Here is a 21,633-nt window from a genome sequence, read left to right on the forward strand (position 1 = left end):
AAAATATGTCTTTAGGAAAGAAAGAATTTATAGTCGCTGACCTGATAAGAAAAGAGTTGCTTTTAGGGAAATTGTCCACAGAAGAGAATGCTTTTTTGCAGGAATGGCTTTCGTTACCCGAAAATGAAGTGTATTATCAAAAGGTTATTGATTTTGAAACTTTAAAATCAAAAGAATCATTTTATAGTGCCATTGATACCGATATGGCTTTTGAAAGGATCAGAGAAAAGATCAGTCAGAGTAATACGAATACTGTTCCTCTTTACAACTATAAAAGTCTGCTAAAATATGCAGCAGTTTTTTTGGTTTTACTTGGTCTTGCCTCTGCTTTTCTTTTTACAAATAATAAAAAAGAAAAACAAAAAGAAGTTGTAGTCACCAGTATTGCTCCAAAATACAATAGCCCAACTTTGGTTCTGGCAGACGGAACTGTAGTAGCGTTAGAGGCCAAAAAGGAAAAGATAGTTTCTAAAAACGGCGTAATCTCAAATGTAAATAAGGTTCTGGTTTATGATGCAAAAGATTTAAAAGGAGCTGCATCCGGAGAAAACACCTTAATTGTTCCTGTTGGCGGTATCTACGCCGTTAATCTTTCAGACGGGACAAAAGTCTGGCTGAACTCAAAATCGTCATTAAGATATCCTGTTGAATTTAGTGGCAGTAAAAGAATTGTAACCCTTGAGGGAGAAGCCTATTTTGAAGTAAGTAAAAATCTGCACAGTCCTTTTACTGTTAAAACGAAATCAGGAAACATTACGGTTTTAGGAACACATTTTAATGTAAGTTCTTATAAGGAGGACGATGCATTCATAACTACCCTTGCCGAAGGAAAAGTAAAAGTTTCTGATTTTGCTTCTGAAGAAAACCAACCGATTATTTTAAATCCGGGGCAGCAATCACGTGTAAATATTAAAAATGATGGTTCTGTAACTGTTGCAGCAGTTGATCCCTCAGTTTATACGGCCTGGAAAGACGGAAAATTTTATTTTGAAAATGAAAACCTGAAAAGCATATTGGCGAAAATGTCCAGATGGTACAACTTTAATGCAAAATTTGAAAATAAATCGCTGGAGCAGATCAGGTTTACGGGAATCGCTTTAAAAGAAGAACCAATTGACCGTCTGCTTGATATTATTAGTAAAACATCGAATGTAAAATATAAAATAACCAAAATAAACCAAACCTATGAAGTAACCGTAAGTAAGTAAATAAAAAACCGGAAAATATTGCAGTATTTCCCGGCGAGTATTGTTCAGTCGAAAAAAAGAGTTCGAAATCAATTAACCAACCAAAACATTTAAAAGTATGAAAAAAAAACTATCCGCAAAAGATTGTGGGATAAAATCCGCTCTTTGGGATAAATTTCTTAGCATTATGAAGAAATCCCTACTACTATCCATTTTTTTAGGCCATATTGTTGTTTTTGCCTACTCGCAAAAAGTAACAATTAATGCTAAAAATCAGTCTGTTGGAACTGTATTAAAAAACATTACCAAAAAAACTAAAGTTGAGTTTTTCTACAGTGATGATCTTTTTGATGCCCAAAGAAAAGTAAACATAGAAGCAAATAATGCCGATGTAATGGCTGTTATAAAACAGCTTATTGGTACTGATTATAAAGCCGAATTTGTAAATAACAAATTGATAGTCATTGCAGTAAATGAAAAATCTAAAGCTGCAATTGAATCTGTAATTGCAGAGAAAGTAAAAATTAAAGGAGTTGTAACCAATTCTAAAAAAGAATTTTTAATTGGAACAACTATTTGGGTAAAAGGAACAAGAGATGCAGCAACTACAAACTTTGATGGTTCTTACGAAATTATGGCCAAAAAAGGAGATGTGCTTGTTTTTGAATACATGGGCTATAAAAAACTGGAAGTTACAGTAGGAGATAGTTTAATCATCAATCCGATTATGTTAGAAGATGTTAGCAAATTAGATGAAGTAAAAATCGTTTCTACAGGTTATCAAAACATTGATAAAGAACGTTCAACAGGATCTTATGTAGTAATTACGGCAAAAGATTTAGAAAAAATCCCTGTTAACAACGTACTCCACAGATTAGAAGGTCAGGTTGCTGGTCTTCAGCTGGATGTTCATGATTCTGACAATACTTTTGTGTATGGAAGAAAATTTGGCTCAGGATCTGAAAAAACAGCTTATAATATTTCAATTAGAGGAAAATCTACTATATCTCCCTCGTCAAATTCAATGCCATTAATTGTACTTGACGGAACACCTACAGAGTTGGACATCAGGACGATAAATCCAGATGATATTGAGAAAATTACTTTCTTAAAAGATGCAGCTGCGGCTTCTATTTATGGTGCAAGAGCGGCAAATGGAGTAATGGTTATTAATACCAAAAAAGGAAAACAGGGACAAATCAGAATTAATTTTTCTCAAAATTATGGTTTCTCTAATAAACCTACTTTATCTAAACTACCATTGATGAATTCTTCTCAGGTTTTAAATTTAGAGCAGGAATTTGTAGATAAAAATTTAGTTACGGATCCTAAAAGCGTAACCTATATGCTTACGGCTCCTGTAAGTCAGGGAATGGATCTGATGTTTCAGTATAAGCGTGGTGATATTACTCAAGCCCAAAGAGATGCAGGATTAGGTGTTTTACGCAGTCGTAATACTTATGGTCAGGTAGAGCAAAATTTGTTGCAGGCCTCAACAAGTCAAAATTATGATTTGTCTTTTAGCGGAGCAGAGAATGATTATTCATATTTCATGTCAGGTTCTTATTCTAAAGAAGAAACTCAGTCAAAAGGAAACGACGGACAACGTTTGACTTTATTGTCTAATCAGGATTTTAAGCTTTTTAATTATATAAAAATGACAACCAGTTTAAGAGGTTCGATCTTTAAATACAATGAAAATAGTTTAGGACTTTCTCCATTAGGAACTTCACCAACAACTTTATTGCCTTACGATCAGATTGTTGGAGATAATGGTAATTCGGTTGATTATTATCGTCGTTATTATGCCGGACAAACTATTCCGTTAGAACAAAAAGGATATTTGCCTTGGACTTACAATTATATTGATGAATTAAAGAATCTGGATAATACCATAAATGAGCAAAATTTTGGTGCTACCGTTTCTGCTACACTTCCTTTAGTAAAAGGTTTAGATGCTGTTGGTACATATTCTGTAGAAACTTCAACTGGAACAAATGATAATATGTATAACGAAAATACATTTTTCGCTCGCGACGCAGTCAATTCTGCTACGTCAATAAACAGTAGTGGTGATTTAGTTTACGGAATTCCGTTAGGAGGAATTTATCAAAGTAATAGATTTGGAAAAAGAAGTTCTACAATGCGAGGACAATTAAATTACGATGGCATTATTGGTGAAGATCATTTGATTAATGCTATGGCAGGTATTGAGGCAAGAGAGACTGGAGAAACCCAGGATTCAAGAAAACTTTATGGGTATAATTCAAAAACTCAGACATCTGTAAGTCTTCCATCACAAAATTATGTAGACGTTAACGGATATAATCTCACTTTTAATAATAATGATGTCCATAAAGATTTCAAAAGAAGGTTCTTATCTTATTATGCCAATGCAGGTTATACCTTCAAAAATAGATACACACTTACAGGAAGTGCAAGATTAGATGATTATAACAATTTTGGAGTAGATAAAAAATTAAGACGAACTCCATTGTGGTCTACCGGAGCAAAGTGGATTATTAAAGAAGAATCATTTCTAAAAGACGTAAACTTTGTTAATAATTTAGCTTTAAGAGCGAGTTACGGATTTAACGGAAATATCAACTTAGAGGTTTTTCCTTTTACAAATATTAGTCTAAGTGATTTAGATACTTTTTCACAGCAGCCTTATGCTTTTATCTCGCAGCCTGCAAATCCTAATTTGCGTTGGGAAAAAACTGGGATTTTAAATTTTGGAGTAGATTTTTCAATCTTAAACAGCAGATTAAATGGTACAGTTGAATATTATAAAAAAGACAGCAAAGATTTGATTGTAGAATTCCCTGTATCACAATTTTACGGAGTGTCAAACAATTCATTAGTACAAAATGCAGCGACTTTGGCAGGACATGGAGTTGATTTAAGCTTAAACGGAACCATCCTTAAAGCGAAAGATTTTTCATGGAATTCTACTCTTGTAGTTTCTTTCAATAAGACAGAAGTTACGGATTCTCGTTTTCAAAATTTCAGCCAGTATTTAAATGGATCAGGAGGGACACCGCCAATTCAGGGTTATCCTTTAAACAGTATATTTGCTTTCAGATCAGCAGGATTAGACGCAACAGGTAGAACACAAGTATATGATAAAGACGGCAATATTGTAAATTCTTTTACTTCTCTAAAAGATATTGCCGATATGAAGTACATGGGAACTAATATTCCTTCGTATTACGGAAGCTTTAGCCAGACTTTCAATTATAAAAAATTCTCTTTATATGTTTTGGCAACTTACAAATTTGATTATGTAATGTTTAAGCCAACTTATGGAGGCTATGTTAACAGACAGGGCAGATTTAACCAATATGATTTAAATACAGATATTGATCAAAGATGGAGAAATCCAGGAGACGAAGCTACGACTTCTGTACCTGGAATTCAGGGATCAACAGGATTGAGTTACTTGAGATATATTAATGGAGAAGATCAGATTATGCAAGGAGATCATATTCGTTTTAGAGAACTTTCTTTAAAATATGATTTGACCAGCCTGATTGACAGAGGACTTGTTAGAGGAGCTTCGCTATCTTTTACAGCCAGAAATCTAGGTTTCTTCTGGAGAAAAAACAAAGACGGTTTAGATCCTGACTTTTTGCCTTATACAGGAACTAACATGAAACTGCCTGCAACGGCGATGTATTCAATTGGTTTTAATGTTAATTTTTAATTTTTTAAAGATGAAAAAATATTTAAAATATATTGCAATTGCTGCAGTAGGAGCAATTGTTTTAAGCTGTGATAATTATGTCGATATTAAGACCGAAGGAAAATTAATACCAGAAGAAACTACAAATTACCGATATCTTCTAAACAATTCATTTACATTAGATAAATCTTATGGAAATGTAGATATACCATCAGATGATATCAGTTTTCAGAATGAGGCACAGACCACCGCATTAGGCGCATCTGATTATTACCGTCCGTTTACCAATTTGTATAAATGGTCTGATAAAGTTTATTTTGACGGCGAGACAGATTATGATATGAGTAATTTGTATACTGCATTATACAATATTAACATTGTTATTAATGAAGTTACGAAAAGCACCAACGGAACAACTGCCGAAAAAGCAGCGATAAAAGGAGAAGCAGAAGTACATAGAGCTTTTATATTTTTGACTTTGGTAAATACTTTCGGAAAAGCGTATGATGCAACAACTTCTGCTACAGATCCAGGAATTGTTCTTTTTACAAAGCCGACAGTATCAGACGATATCAAAAGAACTTCGGTTCAGGATGCTTATGATGTAATTTTGAGCGATCTTAAAGATGCTGTAAATTCAGGATTAAAACCGGTTAATTCTGGTAATAATATAGCATTTCCTTCTCAGGCAGCGGCTTATGCGCTTTTGTCAAGAACCTATTTGTACATGCGTAATTATCCATTGGCATTAGAAAATGCCGAAAAAGCATTGGCATTACAAAGCACATTAAACAATTTGGAAGATTATGAATTTGCAGCTTATCCATCAAGGAAACAGGATAAAGAATTGATGTTGTCAAAATGGAACGGATACAGTACTTATAGCTATGCACCCCAATTATTATCATTAAGTAATGAATTAATCAATTCATTTGATACCAACGATTTGCGTTATGTCTTGTTTACACAGCCTACAAGCAATTTTAGCAGTGATTATACAATAGGCAGGACTTACTCTAAAGAAGGTTTAACCGGAGAAAGCAGAAATGCAGGACCAACAGTTCCAGAAATGATGTTGATAAAAGCAGAATGTCTGGCAAGAGCAGGATCCGGAGATCAGGCAATGATCGAAATAAATAAATTAAGACAAAAAAGATTCAGAACTGGAGAATATGTAGCTTTAACCGCAACAGACAGCAAAGATGCATTGATTAAAGTATTGGCAGAAAGAAGAAGAGAATTAATGGGATGTGGCGGTTTTAGATGGTTTGATTTGAAACGATTAAATAAAGAACCTGAATTTGCTAAAACAATTACACACGTTTTTGGCAATCAGACTTTTACACTTGCTCCAAACAGTGATCGTTATCAAATGCCTTTTGCTCCAATTTATTTTCAATACGCGCCAAACTTGCAACAAAATCCATAATTAGATTAATTAAAAATGTGCACTCAATTTTTTTGGGTGCACTCAATTCAAAAAACAAAAAATGAAAAAATTAAAACTGATCTTATTTTTATTCAGTATTACAACGGCAGTATTTGCTCAGGATGCACCTGCACCTGTATTGTCTCTTTCTCCGGAACATCCAAATCCGGGAGATGAAGTTACCATTACTTATAATGCTGCAAACGGCCCCTTAGCGAATGCGATGTATGTTAATGGTGTAGTATACACTTTTGATAATTTTAAATGGCGTGCAGACGATATCACTTTAAAAGCGGCCGGGGATAAAAAATGGGAAACCAAAATGAAACTCTCAAACCATGCTTCGTTTATTAATTGTGTTTTCAAATCAGATACAATCGTAGACAGAGGAGTAAAATTTCCAAATGGTTATATGTTTGCACAGGTTCCCGGATCTTATACAGGCTGGGGGATTTTGAGAAGCAGAGCCTTTCAGAATGAAGTCCCGAATGTCGTTCACGATAGCGCATACATCGCCGATCAGGTGGGTTTAATGTGGATCAATTACGAATTGCAATATCATCCGGAAAGCCGTAAAAAAATTTTTTATTATGGCTTAAAATTAAAGCAATTAACATCGGGAAAAGATGAAGGTGTAGCCATCAAAAAAGAATTGCGTGGTCTATTGGCAGATCCAAATCTGGATAATACTACACAATATGATATTCAGAAGACTTTATTTTTATTAGAAAATCCAGCTGATAAAGTATTTACAGATTCTGTTCAAAAAGTGTTGGTGACAAAATATCCTTACGGAGTTTTAGCAAGAGACAGACAAATTCAAAAGGTATTTAGTGAAACAGATTTTAAGACTAAAGTAAAATTGTTTACCGATTTCGAAAAGAATTTTCCACAAAATAAATTTGAGGATGTTTACACTGATTATGAAAGTTTGTTTTACGATAAAATGGTTAAATCTATTGTTTACGGCTATATCGTAAATAATAAAGATTATGATTACGCTTTAAACAGTGTAAAAAGAGTTTCTTTTGGCAACTTATTAGATTACCACTGGCATTTAGTTTCTATTCCTTTTGACAGAGATCATGAAGGAACTGAAAAAGCGAACATAGACACATTAAAAAAATACGCTGATATTTTTATGGCAGAACTAGAGAACAGACTAACATTTGTTCCAAAAATGTATGCAGGAAAATTATCGCTAAAAGAATGGCAGGAGCAGGCTTTACAAATGCTGGCCAGAGAATATTTTACGTATGCTAAATTAGCAGAAAAGACAAAAAACTATGATGTAGAGGAAAAATATCTGGCTAAAATTAAACCGCTGTTCGGTTATAATGATGCTACATATAATGAGGTTTACATCAGGATGTTATTAAGAAAAGGGCAAACAGCCGATGCTAAAAATTATATGGCACTTGCGGCAAAACAAAATCAGGTAACTCCTGAAATATTAGCTTCTTTAAAAGAACTTTATTTGAAAGATGGCGGAGCAATAGCAGGTTTTGAGGCTTACCTGGAATCTCTAAAATCTTTAAGTAATATTGAGGAACATAAAAAGAAAGTAATCTCAGAATTAATAAACCTTCCAATTGCAGGTTTTGATTTAGAAAGCAGTAAAGGCGGCAGAGTTAAATTAGCTGATCAAAAAGGAAAAATTGTAGTACTTGATTTCTGGGCTATGTGGTGCGGACCATGTAAAAATGCAATGCCGGGAATGAAGATGGCAGTTGATAAATACAAAAAGGATGAAAATGTAAAGTTCTATTTTGTAGATACAATGGAATATATCAAGGATTATAAAGAACAGACTCAAGCTTTCATCAAAGAAAAAGGATTTGATTTTAACGTTCTTTACGATGGGAAAAATCCTAAAACAGGAAAAATGGATGCTGCTTATGAACAGTACGCAAAAGCATTTAAATTTTCCGGAATTCCGGAGAAAATGATTATTGATGCAAACGGAAAATTACGTTGGATGTCTAATGGTTATTTTGGAAGTCCAAGCGAATTAGTAGATGAAATTTCAATTGTTGTTGAGCATTTAAAGGCAGAGAAAAAATAATGAAAGTTTTATTTAATTTAAACAGAAACAGCGTCCTTTTTGGATTTGCAATTTTCTTAATGATGACCAGCCAGTATAGTTTTGCACAAACTATCTGGCAGGGCCAGCATCATTCATACAGAATTATTTTGTCAGGAGATTTCGCGAAATACAAAACCGATTCGCTAAGTGTTAAAATACCTGAATTAGAAATTGATAAAAAAGTAGTAACCACCATAAAAGGAGATAGTATATCTTTTAAAAATGAAATGTATGGTTTTTCTTTTAAAGGGAAATATAATGTAGACAAAACGGCTATTTCAGGAATTTTTGACTATTATTCCATTCCAAATACAAATATTATTTTAAACAAAGAAAAAGAAATACAGCCTCTTTATTTTGCACAGCATCCTAAAAAGCCATATCCGTATCAGGTTATTGATATGACTTTTTTGGGAAAAAGTACCAAACTAACTTACGGAGGTACATTAACAATCCCAAAAGGGAAAAAGAAATATCCACTGGCAATTTTAATTTCGGGAACAGGTCAGCATGATCGTAATTACACGTACATGGGAAGAGAATTTTTTACGGTTTTGGCAGACGAACTGGCACGTAAAGGAATTGCGTCGCTTCGGGTTGACGACAGAGGAATTGGCAAAACATCCGGTAATTTCAAAGAGTCAACAACTGGGGATTTTGCTGATGACGTAGATGCTCAGATCGCTTATTTAAAAAGTGATAAAAATATTGATGCTTCTCATATTGGTTTGATAGGTCATTCCGAAGGTGGCATGATTGCCTCTATCGTAAGTTCTAGAAATAAAAATGTAAAATTCATGGTGAGCTTGTCAGGCGTTGCTGTTAGCGGGCTGGAAATGCTGAACCTGCAAAATACTGCAATTTTAAAAAATTATGGTTTTACAGATAAAGTGGTAAACAAACAAATGGAAATGTACAACATTATGTTTAAAGCTGTTTACGATACAAAAGCAACAGATTCTGTAACACCGGTTTTGCAGGTAAAGCTGGATGAGTGGAGAAAAACACAAGATTCAACTACACTAAAAGAAATTCATATGTGGGGCGGGCGTGAAAAAGATTTCATATACCGTTATGGGAATGATGCAGAACGCAAATGGTACCGATACAGCATTCACTACAATCCACAAGATTATCTGCCAAAAATAGATACTCCGGTATTTGCCGTAAACGGAGACAAAGATATCATGGTTCCTGCAGCAGAAAATTTAGGAAGCTTTAAGAAATACTTAAAAAGTACTGATGTTACGACCAAAATTTATCCGGGTCTGAACCATATGTACCAGCATTGTATAAAATGTACTCAGGCAGAAAGTAAGGAAATCGACGAGGTTTTTTCTCCCGAAGTCCTTGATGATGTTTCAAACTGGATTCTGGACCGCTATAAAAAATAATTCGTTACAGCAATTTAAATTCTGAGATATAAAATTTACTTCCAAATTGTCATGAAAAAAATAATCTTTTTTATCGTTTTACTTTTTACGATAAGCAACCTTACTGCTCAAATTTACGATCCTGTCTCGTTTACTACTGCAGTAAAAGAAACCGGAGAAAATAAATATACTCTGATTATCACCGCCAAAATTGATAAAAACTGGCACATTTATTCACAAAATGTACCAAAAGGCGGACCCGCACCAACAGCCTTTACGTTTCCAAAATCCAAAAATTATAAAACAATTGGCGGTGTTACAGAACCGGACGGTCACGAAGTAGACGATCCTGTATTCAATATGCGAATTAAATATTTTGCTGACAAAGCTGTTTTTACACAAAATATAGAGCGCAAAACTGCAGATGCCTTTGTTATAAATGCCAGCATATTTTTTATGGTGTGTAATGACAACAGCTGTCTGCCACCAGGAGATAAAGATTTAAAATTCACTTTCAAAAAATCGGATATTCCAATAAAAGAGGATGCAGCAGTAACAGTCGCAAACACAGCAGAAACAAAAACTGCAACAATTAGTACTGATACAATTACAAAACAGGAAATAAAAAAAGATACAACAATCTCTGTTACAGCAAGCGAAAAGGAAACTCTTAAATCGAAGGAGAATCCTGGAAAATTGTCAACGCCAAATTCTGATGATAGCCTTTGGACATTATTTTTCTTTAGCTTTTTAGGAGGTCTTGCCGCTTTGCTGACACCTTGTGTTTTTCCAATGATCCCAATGACAGTGAGCTTTTTTACCAAACAAAGTAAAAATAAGGCTGTAGGGATTAGAAATGCCGCTTTCTACGGAATCTTTATCATTATTATTTATGTAATTTTAGGAAGTCTTGTAACTGCAATTTTTGGCGCCGATGCCCTAAATGCACTGGCAACGAATGTCGTTTTTAATATCGTTTTCTTCATTCTATTAGTAGTGTTTGCAATCTCATTTTTAGGAGCTTTCGAAATCGTATTACCAAGTTCATGGATGACTAAAGTCGACCAGAAATCCGAAGTTGGGGGGCTGATTGGCATTTTCTTTATGGCTTTGGCATTGGCACTCGTTTCATTTTCATGCACGGGACCAATTGTTGGGACATTATTGGTTCAGGCTGCAGGTCAGGCAGGAATTGCCCCTATAGTAGGTATGTTTGGTTTTTCATTAGCTATTGCATTACCGTTTGCCATTTTCGCTGCTTTTCCGGGCTGGCTGAATTCGCTTCCAAAGTCGGGTGGCTGGTTAAATTCTGTAAAAGTAGTTTTGGGATTTCTGGAATTGGCATTGGCATTAAAATTTTTAAGTAATGCCGACTTGGTTTTACAATTACACTTATTAGAAAGAGAAGTTTTTATTGCGATTTGGATTGGTATTTTTTCCGTGCTCGCATTATATCTGTTTGGCAAAATCCAGCTTTCTCATGATTCCCCGGTAACACATATTTCTGTCGGAAGATTAAGCTTAGGTATTCTCGTTGTTTCTTTTGTTGTTTATATGATTCCCGGACTTTGGGGAGCGCCTTTACAATACATCAGTGGGTTTCCGCCCGCAAAACAATACAGTGAATCACCAAATGGTTTTGGAAATACGACAACTTTAAATACTGAAAAAACGGCTTTACCGGAAGGCGCAGAAAGTGGTCCAAACGGAATTACCACATTTCATGATTATGACCTTGGCTTAGCTTATGCAAAAAAAGTGAACAAACCGGTAATGATTGATTTTACAGGTTATGCCTGCGTAAACTGCCGTAAAATGGAAGAAAGAGTCTGGCCTGACCCAAAAGTTTTGTCAGTATTAAACAATGATGTTGTACTGATTTCTTTATACGTAGATGACAAAAGACCGTTGCCGGAAAGCGAGCAGGTAGTTTCTAAAATCACAGGAAAAATCCTGAAATATACGGGACAGAAATGGAGCGAACTTCAAATTTTAAAATACAAAACCAATGCACAGCCGTATTATGTATTAATGGACCATAAGGAAAATGATTTAAACAAACCGTCGGCTTATAATCCTGACATTGAAGTTTATTATAAATGGCTTCAGGAAGGTGTAAAGAATTTTAAAAAATAGAAATTTTAAACTCATAGAATTCGTTTCCAGACAATTAAAATGATATTAAATTTTTATTTTCTGCTTTTTAGTATAAGTGGTATGCGTTCGTTTGTCTTCAAGTATAATTAGATTAGCTTCAGATGATTAGATAATGATATTAATTTTGGCGATGATCCCGAAAAGCTAGTAAAGCTAAAATAATATTACGAACAGATTAATTTAACTCAAACTGCTGTAACAAAACAGGAGGATATTGAGTCTATTAAAAAACAAAGTTTAGTGGAAGGATCTAAAAGTTTTGAAAAATGGATTCTGTCTAATTAGCATTAAAAATATAAATAATGAAAGCTTATGAATGTAATTTATAAAAATCCAGTAAATAAAGTAACAGCGAAGGATATAAAAGCTTTTTGAAATAGTTTTTCACAAAACATAACATGCTGGAGTGGTAGTGAATCAAAGCCTTAGATTACTAAATTGTAATATTAAATATTTTGGTTTTTCATTTAATTTTAGAAGTATTTTGAATTAGTAAGCATATACAACTATCATGAAGAACCTTAAAAGAGCTGTTTAACAGCAGCTCTTTTGTATTTTTTCTCTTTGATTAATAAATCGATATAGTATTTTGGAGACAAACTAGTGTTATATATACCCAAACTCCAAAAGGATAGATACTTTGGAACAAAAAAAGGAAAAATTAAAAATGAGAAAAAGAGTTGAAGCAACAATTAGCGATATTAAAAAACTTTTCCCCAGAAAAATACACGCTGTGACATTGGAAGGGTTCATTATAAAGCTCACATTGTTTGTATTTGGATTTCAATTAAACAAAACTATTAACTAGCAACTGGAATTAATTATATGCTTTCGAATATAAAAGTCCAATACTTTTGAAATATATGCTTTTGAATGTAAATAGAAAAGGTATCACTCTATATCGAATTTTTATCAGAATATAGACAGTATATTACTAGTTTAATTTGACCTCTTTGTCCATAATTAAGGTTTGGGTAGGATATGCAAAATCAATCCCTTCTTTCTCGAAAGCAGAAAAGATTTCAAGATAGACTTCCTGCTGATTATCCATATAAATATTATAATCGGCATCGAGTACATAATATACAAATTCAAAATTCAGACTGAAATCACCATATCCCGAAAAGTGTCCCCTGTCAAATTGGAGCTGGGGTTTTGAGATTATAACTGTTTTTACAATTTTTGGTATTTCAGATAACTGCGAATGACTTGTCTGGTAGGTAACTCCCAAAGAAAAGACAACACGTCTTTTTTCCATTCTTTTATAGTTCCTCAATCTGGAATTGGTAAGGTCTGTATTGGAGCAGATAAGCTGTTCTCCGCTAAGAGTTCTAATACGGGTGGTTTTAATTCCGATATATTCAATAACTCCATTGTCAGGTCCCAATTGCACGAAATCACCAATTTCAAAGGGACGATCAAAAAAGATGACAAAATAACTGAAAAGATCCCCAAGCACAGCTTGCGCGGCAAGTGCAATCGCAATACCTCCGACACCTAATCCTGCAATCAGGGTGGTGACGTTGTAACCCATATTATCGATTAGAAATATAATACCGCAAATCCATATAATAATATTTACAATGGCAATAAGTCCTCCTGCCTGTTTTTGTTTACTTTCGCTTTCTTCTGATCTTTGAATGAAAGAATATACAAATTTTTTAAAGGCTGCGCTGATGATTTTTAGGATAAAATAGGTAAAGGCGAACATGTAGGCAACATGTATGATTCTGTCAATATTCTCAGGAAGTTTAAGAGTCTGTGATGCAAAATAAAAAGCACTGATATAAACTATAGGCAATACAGAGCTATCCACCACATCTATGATAAAATTATCCCAGGTAGTCTTGGTATTCAGTGTCCAGTTTTTGAGTCTTCTGATTACTATAACTCTCACTGCTTTTACAATAATTACAGATGCTATTATTATTGCCGCTGCTATAAGCCATGTTAAAAAAGTGTTGTCTAGAAAGGTTGTGTTTAAGATATCCATAAATAAGTTTTAATGTTTCGATTGGAAAAGATTAAACTAATGGAACACCAGCAGATTACAAAAGCATAAAATAGACGCAAATTTTGCTTATCAAGGTTTTTAGTTGAAAGAAGCTCAAGGAATGTTGTCTAAAGACAATGAAAGCTAGGGAATACTATTAAATATTAGAATCAACAGTTATTGATATAAGCAGTAACGAATTATTACACATCTATAATTTTGCAATAGGTGTACTGATAATTAGTATTTTCAAAGTTAACCATATAAAAAACCGATTCCAAGAAAAATGAGCAATAGTTCTATTTTTTCTTTCTAAAGATCTACAGATATGTAGCTGAATTCGTCATTTTTAGGACTTTGTCTGGGTAAAATATTAATTTAGACTTAACTTTGTTATTACGGTTTATAAAGCCTTATGAAAAAAGAAAATTTAAAAGTCTGAACCATTTCGCATAACTACATTTAATTTCTATGAAAAATCATATTACTAAAAAACTAAATGAGCTTCAGGCAACCGCCATCTGTGGTAACGATATTACCTCTTCCTGTCTTTATGTATCTGCTCTTACCATTGGTTATGCCGGTCAGTATGCATGGATCTCACTTTTAATAGTGGCATTTGTGCTGCTGCTTTTTCGGAAAATTTATGGTGAAGTTGTCGGCGCACTTCCTCTTAATGGAGGAGCGTATAATGTGCTACTCAATACATCGACAAAAAGGTTAGCTTCATTTGCAGCCATTCTTACTGTACTGTCTTATATGACAACAGCAGTAATATCAGCCACTGAGGCTATGCATTATCTACATACTATATTTGAGGGAATCAATATCCTTATGGCAGCGGCAGTGGTAATGGTTTTATTTACCTTACTTGCAATTGTAGGAATAGGCGAGTCGGCCATTGTAGCTGTCTGCATATTTGTATTTCATCTCCTTACACTACTATTGCTGGTTGGATTTTCAGGTTTTTTTATATTTTTCAATGGATTGGAAACTTTTCATCTTAACTGGGAACTGCCTATGAATTCCAATGGGATTTTATATACGCTTTTTCTGGGATTTTCTGCAGCAATGCTTGGTATTTCAGGTTTTGAAAGCTCTGCTAACTTTGTAGAGGAGCAAAAGGCGGGGGTTTTTCCCAAAACCCTCAGAAACATGTGGGCTATTGTCAGTTTTTTTAATCCTGTAATTGCCCTGCTGCTAATTGCTGTAATACCTATTGCACAGCTTGGAGATCACAAAGAATCGCTTTTGTCTTATCTCGGTCACACTACTGGAGGTGATTGGCTGGCATGGCTGATATCAGTAGATGCCGTTCTTGTTTTGTGCGGCGCAGTTCTTACTTCTTTTGTCGGGGTTTCAGGACTTCTGAAAAGAATGACTCTGGATAGGATACTGCCTAATTATTTTCTTAAAGAAAATAAAAAGGGGTCTAATTACAGGATCATTATTACGTTTTTTATACTTTGTCTGTCTGTTATGCTCGTTACAAAAGGCAGACTTGAATCATTAGCCGGTGTCTATACTTTTTCTTTTCTTGCCGTTATGGCACTTTTTGGAATTGGAAATCTGCTGTTGAAAATAAAACGCAGGAAACTGCCTAGACCTGAAAAAGCAAGGGGCATCGCAGTAGTGCTTGCCATAGCATTTATAATAATTGGATTTGCAGGAAATATAATTCTTAATGAGGCGGCTTTTTACACTTTCATCAATTATCTTATACCAGCAGTTTTATTAGTACTTATCATGCTCAATCGATCGTTGTTGATACAGACTATTGTGGATATTTTAGAATATTTCTACGAACCTGTCCGCAAGTTTGTCATTATAAGTAATCGTTATCTGAGAAAAATACAGAACAAAATCCATTCACAGGAATTTGTCTTTTTTACAAAAGGGGACAACGTGGCAATACTAAACAAAGTAATGCAGTATGTTCAGAACAATGAGACCACCAGAAAATTGAAAATTGTCAATGTTAGACAAATCGAGGAATGCAATGATGCACTTAAGAAAGATCTTGAAGTACTTGACAGAGCTTACCCTGAGATTCATATTGAGTTTGTAGAGATTGATGGTGTTTTCGGGCCAGATCTTATAGATGAATTGTCAGAGAAATGGATGATTCCTAAAAATTTTATGTTTATTGCCTCACCGGGTGATAAATTTTCCTATAGAATATCTGAATTGGGAGGCGTAAGACTTATTATGTAATATTGAAAAATCTGATTTATAAATCAGTAAGATTAATTTATCTTTTAAGATATCTTTTGATCATAAATATGGCTATTGGTACGCCAATAGCTCTGCCGGCTTCAACGTTTCTATTAAAACTGTAAAATATGGCATTTTTGGGATGTTCTTTTAGGCAAACGCAACAAGTATTGAATATCATTATCTTATTACATGTGTACTTACCATATATATTCATTCAAGATATATTGATTGTGATCATGTAAATAAAAAAAAAGCTAATGAAATGATAAGCAAATCACATCTTAATGGTAGATATAAGAAAATTTGAAAAAATAATAGTCTACCGGATATAAATGATGGAATTTATTTATTCCGGTAGACTAAATCTTTACTGTAATTTTAACTGAGATACTTCGTAAATAGGTTAAAACTTAAAACTTATTATTGATAATCAATTGTTCAGATTTGGAATTGAAATTATCTATTGTCGCTTGAAGCAGTAATTTTTCCTAATTGCAATCTGAAATCCGGTCTTTTTGTATCGAATATATCAACAAAAGTTTCTTTATTATCGGTTTTGGAATATACATTAAAAAATAAACTATTGCCATACCAGTGCTCTAAGTCTTCTTTGTTTCCCTGATCCTCTTTCAGGATGTTTGCCGTACAGAGATTAAAAAACATTTCCTCCAATTTAATTTTTTTGAGATTATCACCGTTAATCTCTATTTTGCTGTCCAATAAAACGGCAGGATTAAATCCTGAAATTACACTTCTCTTCATTTCAAGAGTGGCATTCTCAGCAATGTAAAGAGCTTCCTTAACAAGACCCGACTGAATATCCGTATTAATGTTTTCACTGTCATTGAGAATTGTGATATTGGCTGCCGAAACAAAAGTCTGCTTTTTGGTAAAATCGGTTTCATTTTTATTCTCATATGATTTTACGTCCAGACAGCGAGAACCATCTTTGTTACTTGATAAATAAGATGATCTTACCGCTAGTGAATTGTACAATCTGCATTGAACACCCTGAGTAAATTTATAGTCATCATTAATTGATTTATAAGAAACAAATTTAGTAGCATTTACATCACCTCCATAGAAAGCAAATGAGTTGCCGCCGCAATAGCTGACCATTATATTCTCTAATATTGTATGGCTGCCAACCCCTGCGATTGTCAAACCGTTGAATGTACCTGCACCCTTAATGTTTTTGCCTGCAAATTCGATTCTCACATATCTTAATATCCCGGAATTGGATGAAATATTATCACCTCCATATGTTGTTAATGCAGGATCAAGATCTACGTTATACGAACCAATATTTCCAAATTTATTGATAGGGGCATCACCAAGAAGTACGATACCTCCCCAGTCTCCTGCTTTTTTCATGCTGCGATTTGAAGTAAAAACAATTGGATCCGTTTCTAAACCATCTGCAATAAGCTGCGCACCTTTTGTAATGACCAGTGTTCCTTTTGTCTCGAAATCACCAATAATCAAGGTCCCGGGTTCGATTGTCAGAATGGCATTATTAGTGACATAAACGTTTCCTTGCAAAACATATATATTCCTTTTAAGAAGTTTAGTATTAACAGAAATATTTCCTGCCAAAATTTGGTTGGCTTCTCCATATTCTACTTTATGAGGCTTAAATTCAGACCAGTTTGAAAGCCAGTTTGTGTAACCAATAATTCCTTTCTCCTGTTGCCCACTCATACTTGCAACTGTTAAAAGAGCACATATAATTTGAGTAATTTTTTTCATGATAAGGTGTGTTTTATTTGATTATTTTTGAGATTTGTTTTTATGTTGAAAAAATCAATCTCTGAATATTTATTTTTTTTATTTATACAAGCCTGACCGCAAATATTTATAAAACAAAAGATTGTATCGTTTTTTTATTAATAGGGCAGGGGGCTAGTGTGTTAGTTTTGTAAAATACTTTCTAAAAATGTTATGATTATAAAAAAGTATTAGAGAAAACAATGAAAAATACGGAATTAAAAATAGAAAGTGAGGTGCTAGAAAAGCTGGTAGAGATGCAGATAAGTATAACGCTGAATCTGATAAATAGATGCAATACCATACATCAAGCGGTTTTTGAAGATCTTAAAATTAACTAATTTAATGAGGTATGGTGTCTTCAAAGTAATGCTTTCAGAAGTAGTAGCGCGGTATTTGAACTTCTTTTTAACTACAAAATAAAAATCTAAGTCTTTAGTTTGAACTCTGGATAATGCTGAATTGATCTGGATTTTACAACTTATAAACGAAGTGTGAGATTTTAATTTATCAAGCCCAGTATAGTATTTACTGCATTCCGCCCTGCTTATAAAAGCAAGAAGAAAAAAGAAAACAACACTTATGAACTTGATTTTTTTCATTCGGACATTTATGAATGTAAATTTGCTTACATCGGTGTTTCACAAATATAGTTATTTTTCAAAAATTAATTATTATAAATTTAAAAAAAATAATGAGAAATTTAAATAAAGTTGTAAAATATGCACACTTAAATATTTATTTGAGGTATAAAGAGATTTACATGGTTTTTTTAGGAATGTTTAGTCTGAGCGGTCTGTCAATGGATGGCAGAGATATACTAAAACTTTTAACATGGATTTTAATTTAAGACTTGTAATTTTTGGATTCCACTTTGATAATGTTTAGATTAGTATAAAAAAGAGCTTCAAAATGAATAAAATAACTGATCTGCTTAATCTGCGGGAAGGAGAGGACAATAAAGAAAAAACACTGGAAAGCGTTATTAAAAATATCAGCTTTAAAGGTGCTAATTTATGGATACTGGCATGTGCTATATTAATAGCATCTGTGGGTCTCAATGTAAATTCCACGGCAGTAATTATTGGCGCAATGCTTATCTCACCGCTTATGGGACCAATTGTAGGGGCTGGTTTTGCACTAGGTATTTACGATTTTACGCTTCTCAAGAAATCGCTGCGTAACCTGCTCACAGCGACACTTGTAAGTTTAACAGTTTCAACAATCTACTTTGCAGTAAGTCCGTTTAAGGACGTTCAGTCTGAACTTCTGGCACGTACTTCACCTAATATCTATGATATACTTATTGCTTTTTTTGGCGGTATTGTTGGAGTAATAGCTGTAACCAGAACAGAAAAGGGCAATCCTATTCCGGGTGTTGCGATAGCAACAGCACTTATGCCGCCTTTATGTACGGCAGGATACGGACTAGCCACGGGGCAGTGGACATTTTTCTTAGGTGCATTTTATCTATACTGTATTAATTGTGTTTTTATAGGAATAGCCACTTTTCTTATCGTTAAATATCTCAAATATCCTGCAAAAAGACAGGTTGATGAAAAACAGCAGAAACAGGTTCGTATCATCATTACGCTGCTCACAGCTGTTATGCTTATCCCAAGTGCTTATTTAGCGTTTTCACTTTATCGGGAACAGCAGTTTATAAAAAATGCCGATTTATTTATTGAAAATGAATTTGCTTCAAAAGGTTATACGGTAATATTTAAGAAAAGCGTCTTTACTCCAGCAAAAAAGACTCTGGAACTTGCTTTTCTAACGAAAAGGTTTTCAAAGAAAGAAATCAACCGATTTGATTCTATAATGGATAAAAATAGATTTTTGGCCGGAACAAATCTGATTATCCGCCAGGACACCACCGACAGGTTTAGTGCGCTGAAAGGTGATATTTTAAACCAGATCAAAGGAACAGAAAACCAGATTAATGCCAAAGATGTAAAAATTGCTCAGCTTGAAAAACAGCTGGCAGAAAATAGTTTTGATAATACAAGAATTTTAAAAGAATCCCGTATTCTTTATCCGTCTCTAAATGCGCTTTCTATTTCAAACCACAAACTGGTTAATCAAAAAGACAGCATTATAAATATAACTGCGGTACTGTATGAAGCGAATAAGGATCTTAGCTCTGAAGACAAAGAAAGATTCAGGAACTGGCTGCGACAGAGACTTTCATTAAAAAATGTCGAACTTTACAGAAAACAATGATTTTATAAAAAATAAATAGTTCTATTTATTTTTTTATATTTCTTCCAGAATTAATAAAAGCAGGCATATCTTTTTAAAAAGCATATTGATTTAGGAAAAATGTCTCTTTTTTTTGTTATATCTATTAAGAAGCATAAAACCGCAAATGCCTGATAAAATTGATGCCGTGAGAACCGCAAATTTTGCCTCTGTCTGAAATTCAGGGTTTTTAAAAGAGAGTAGTGCTATAAATATGGACATAGTAAAGCCTATGCCTCCTAAAATACCAAGGCCCAGTACATGTGGCCAATTTGTATTTTCTGGCAACTGGGAAATTTTCAATTTAACAGCGATCCAGGACATAAAAAAGATGCCTGCAGGCTTGCCCAGAAATAAGCCTAATACAATTCCGAGTCCTAAACTTCCTAAAAGTCCCTCGATCATTCCGCTTTGAAATGTTATATTCGTATTGGCTATTGCAAAAATAGGCATTATTACAAAATTTACAGGATGGGTAAGCATATGTTCAAGTTTTTCAAGCGGTGACTCGCTGTCATCTTCATTTGTAGGAAGTGTCAAAGCAGTAAGAACACCTGCAATGGTGGCATGGATTCCTGAATGGTGTATAAAATACCACATAAAAATTCCTGGAATAATATAAAAGAAAAGGTTTTTTAAGCCCATGCGATTAAAGATAATCTGAAGAAGAAAAATCGCTGCCGCATAACCAAGATAATTGAAATGAATTTCGCTGGAATAAAAAACAGCGATTACTAAAATTGCAATCAGGTCATCCACAATAGCCAGTGCAGCCAAGAAAATTTTAAGGCCTGCAGGAACCTTATTTCCTAAAAGAGAAAGTATACCTAACGCAAATGCAATGTCAGTAGCCATCGGAATACCCCAGCCGGCACTGGTCTGCGGGTTCGATGAATTGAATAATGCATAGATCAACGCCGGAACAGCCACACCGCCAAAAGCGGCAAGTACTGGAAGTGAAGCCTGTTTAAAGCTTGAAAGTTCACCTTCTATAATTTCTCTTTTGATTTCTAATCCAACCAGTAAAAAGAAAATGGCCATCAAACCGTCATTAATCCATATCAAAACAGGATATTTTAAGCTTATTGAGCTGAATTCTGCTCCCAGTTCATAATTTAAGATATTCGAAAACTGCTCTGCGAGGGAGGAGTTTGCAATTATCAAAGATATGATTACACATAGAAGTAAAATAATTCCTCCTGCTGAAGATGACATAAAAAAATGCTTGAAGCTTTTTAGATTGATTAATTTTTCCATATCTGCAAATTTAGGTATGAATTAATGAAAAAGCAAAGTTGCGCTTTAATCATTTTGCTTTTGTCAGCAATATTTATGTAATGATGCGACGTAAATGGTATAATGAATAACAAAAATAGATTTAATTATATACAATTATAATGACAGTTGGCTAGTAAAACTTTAAACATAAAAAAGATTTATAATCTGTATATATTTTAATTTTCCAATTCAACATTATTATTCATTAAACTCCATTCAT

Annotated in this window: 12 protein-coding genes and 1 pseudogene; 9 read left to right on the forward strand and 4 right to left on the reverse strand. The window is 33.9% G+C overall.

What is annotated here, in order from left to right; genetic code table 11:
- Nucleotides 1-5: 5 nt before the first annotated feature.
- From OZP09_RS00730 to OZP09_RS22635, 7 genes and pseudogenes are all read left to right on the forward strand, one after another.
- The gene (locus OZP09_RS00730; protein ID WP_269236009.1) at nucleotides 6-1,208 is read left to right on the forward strand and encodes a FecR family protein; all 1,203 of its coding nucleotides are present in this window, start codon (nucleotides 6-8) and stop codon (nucleotides 1,206-1,208) included.
- 97 nt (nucleotides 1,209-1,305) lie between these two features.
- Nucleotides 1,306-4,893 (forward strand): SusC/RagA family TonB-linked outer membrane protein, encoded by a 3,588-nt coding sequence (locus tag OZP09_RS00735; protein ID WP_281310105.1) that lies wholly within the window; start codon nucleotides 1,306-1,308, stop codon nucleotides 4,891-4,893.
- A gap of 10 nt (nucleotides 4,894-4,903) precedes the next feature.
- Entirely contained in the window at nucleotides 4,904-6,301 is a 1,398-nt protein-coding gene (locus tag OZP09_RS00740) for a RagB/SusD family nutrient uptake outer membrane protein (protein ID WP_269236011.1), read from the forward strand.
- A 61-nt stretch (nucleotides 6,302-6,362) separates the two neighbouring features.
- Nucleotides 6,363-8,366, forward strand: coding sequence for a TlpA disulfide reductase family protein (locus OZP09_RS00745; RefSeq protein ID WP_269236012.1), 2,004 nt, complete (start codon nucleotides 6,363-6,365; stop codon nucleotides 8,364-8,366).
- Nucleotides 8,366-9,781: an alpha/beta fold hydrolase gene (locus OZP09_RS00750; protein ID WP_269236013.1), complete on the forward strand. Its 1,416-nt coding sequence runs from the start codon at nucleotides 8,366-8,368 to the stop codon at nucleotides 9,779-9,781. Before OZP09_RS00745 ends, OZP09_RS00750 begins: the two co-directional genes overlap by 1 nt.
- 51 nt (nucleotides 9,782-9,832) lie before the next feature.
- A complete protein-coding gene (locus OZP09_RS00755; protein WP_281310106.1) occupies nucleotides 9,833-11,896 on the forward strand; it encodes a protein-disulfide reductase DsbD family protein in 2,064 nt (687 codons plus the stop codon).
- Between the two features lie 640 nt (nucleotides 11,897-12,536).
- Nucleotides 12,537-12,725: pseudogene (locus OZP09_RS22635) on the forward strand (IS982 family transposase); the annotation flags it as partial.
- A gap of 126 nt (nucleotides 12,726-12,851) precedes the next feature.
- Here the strand turns inward: OZP09_RS22635 and OZP09_RS00760 are convergent.
- Nucleotides 12,852-13,910: a mechanosensitive ion channel family protein gene (locus OZP09_RS00760; RefSeq protein WP_269236015.1), complete on the reverse strand. Its 1,059-nt coding sequence runs from the start codon at nucleotides 13,908-13,910 to the stop codon at nucleotides 12,852-12,854.
- A gap of 471 nt (nucleotides 13,911-14,381) precedes the next feature.
- On the opposite strand from OZP09_RS00760, the gene OZP09_RS00765 reads away from it, so the two are divergent.
- Nucleotides 14,382-16,124 (forward strand): APC family permease, encoded by a 1,743-nt coding sequence (locus OZP09_RS00765; RefSeq protein WP_269236016.1) that lies wholly within the window; start codon nucleotides 14,382-14,384, stop codon nucleotides 16,122-16,124.
- A 459-nt stretch (nucleotides 16,125-16,583) separates the two neighbouring features.
- Here the strand turns inward: OZP09_RS00765 and OZP09_RS00770 are convergent, their stop codons facing one another.
- Nucleotides 16,584-17,876 (reverse strand): hypothetical protein, encoded by a 1,293-nt coding sequence (locus OZP09_RS00770; RefSeq protein WP_281310107.1) that lies wholly within the window; start codon nucleotides 17,874-17,876, stop codon nucleotides 16,584-16,586.
- Between the two features lie 257 nt (nucleotides 17,877-18,133).
- A complete protein-coding gene (locus OZP09_RS00775; RefSeq protein ID WP_269236017.1) occupies nucleotides 18,134-18,496 on the reverse strand; it encodes a hypothetical protein in 363 nt (120 codons plus the stop codon).
- A 310-nt stretch (nucleotides 18,497-18,806) separates the two neighbouring features.
- Between OZP09_RS00775 and OZP09_RS00780 the strand changes: the two genes are divergently transcribed.
- Complete coding sequence (locus tag OZP09_RS00780) at nucleotides 18,807-20,117, forward strand: DUF389 domain-containing protein (protein ID WP_269236018.1); 1,311 nt, start codon at nucleotides 18,807-18,809, stop codon at nucleotides 20,115-20,117.
- A 90-nt stretch (nucleotides 20,118-20,207) separates the two neighbouring features.
- On the opposite strand, the gene nhaA is transcribed toward OZP09_RS00780, so the two are convergent.
- Nucleotides 20,208-21,392, reverse strand: a complete 1,185-nt coding sequence (gene nhaA / locus OZP09_RS00785) for a Na+/H+ antiporter NhaA (RefSeq protein WP_281310108.1) — start codon at nucleotides 21,390-21,392, stop codon at nucleotides 20,208-20,210.
- Nucleotides 21,393-21,633: the final 241 nt, after the last annotated feature.

Origin of the sequence: Flavobacterium flavigenum (assembly GCF_027111255.2) — a bacterium.
GTDB lineage: Bacteria > Bacteroidota > Bacteroidia > Flavobacteriales > Flavobacteriaceae > Flavobacterium > Flavobacterium flavigenum.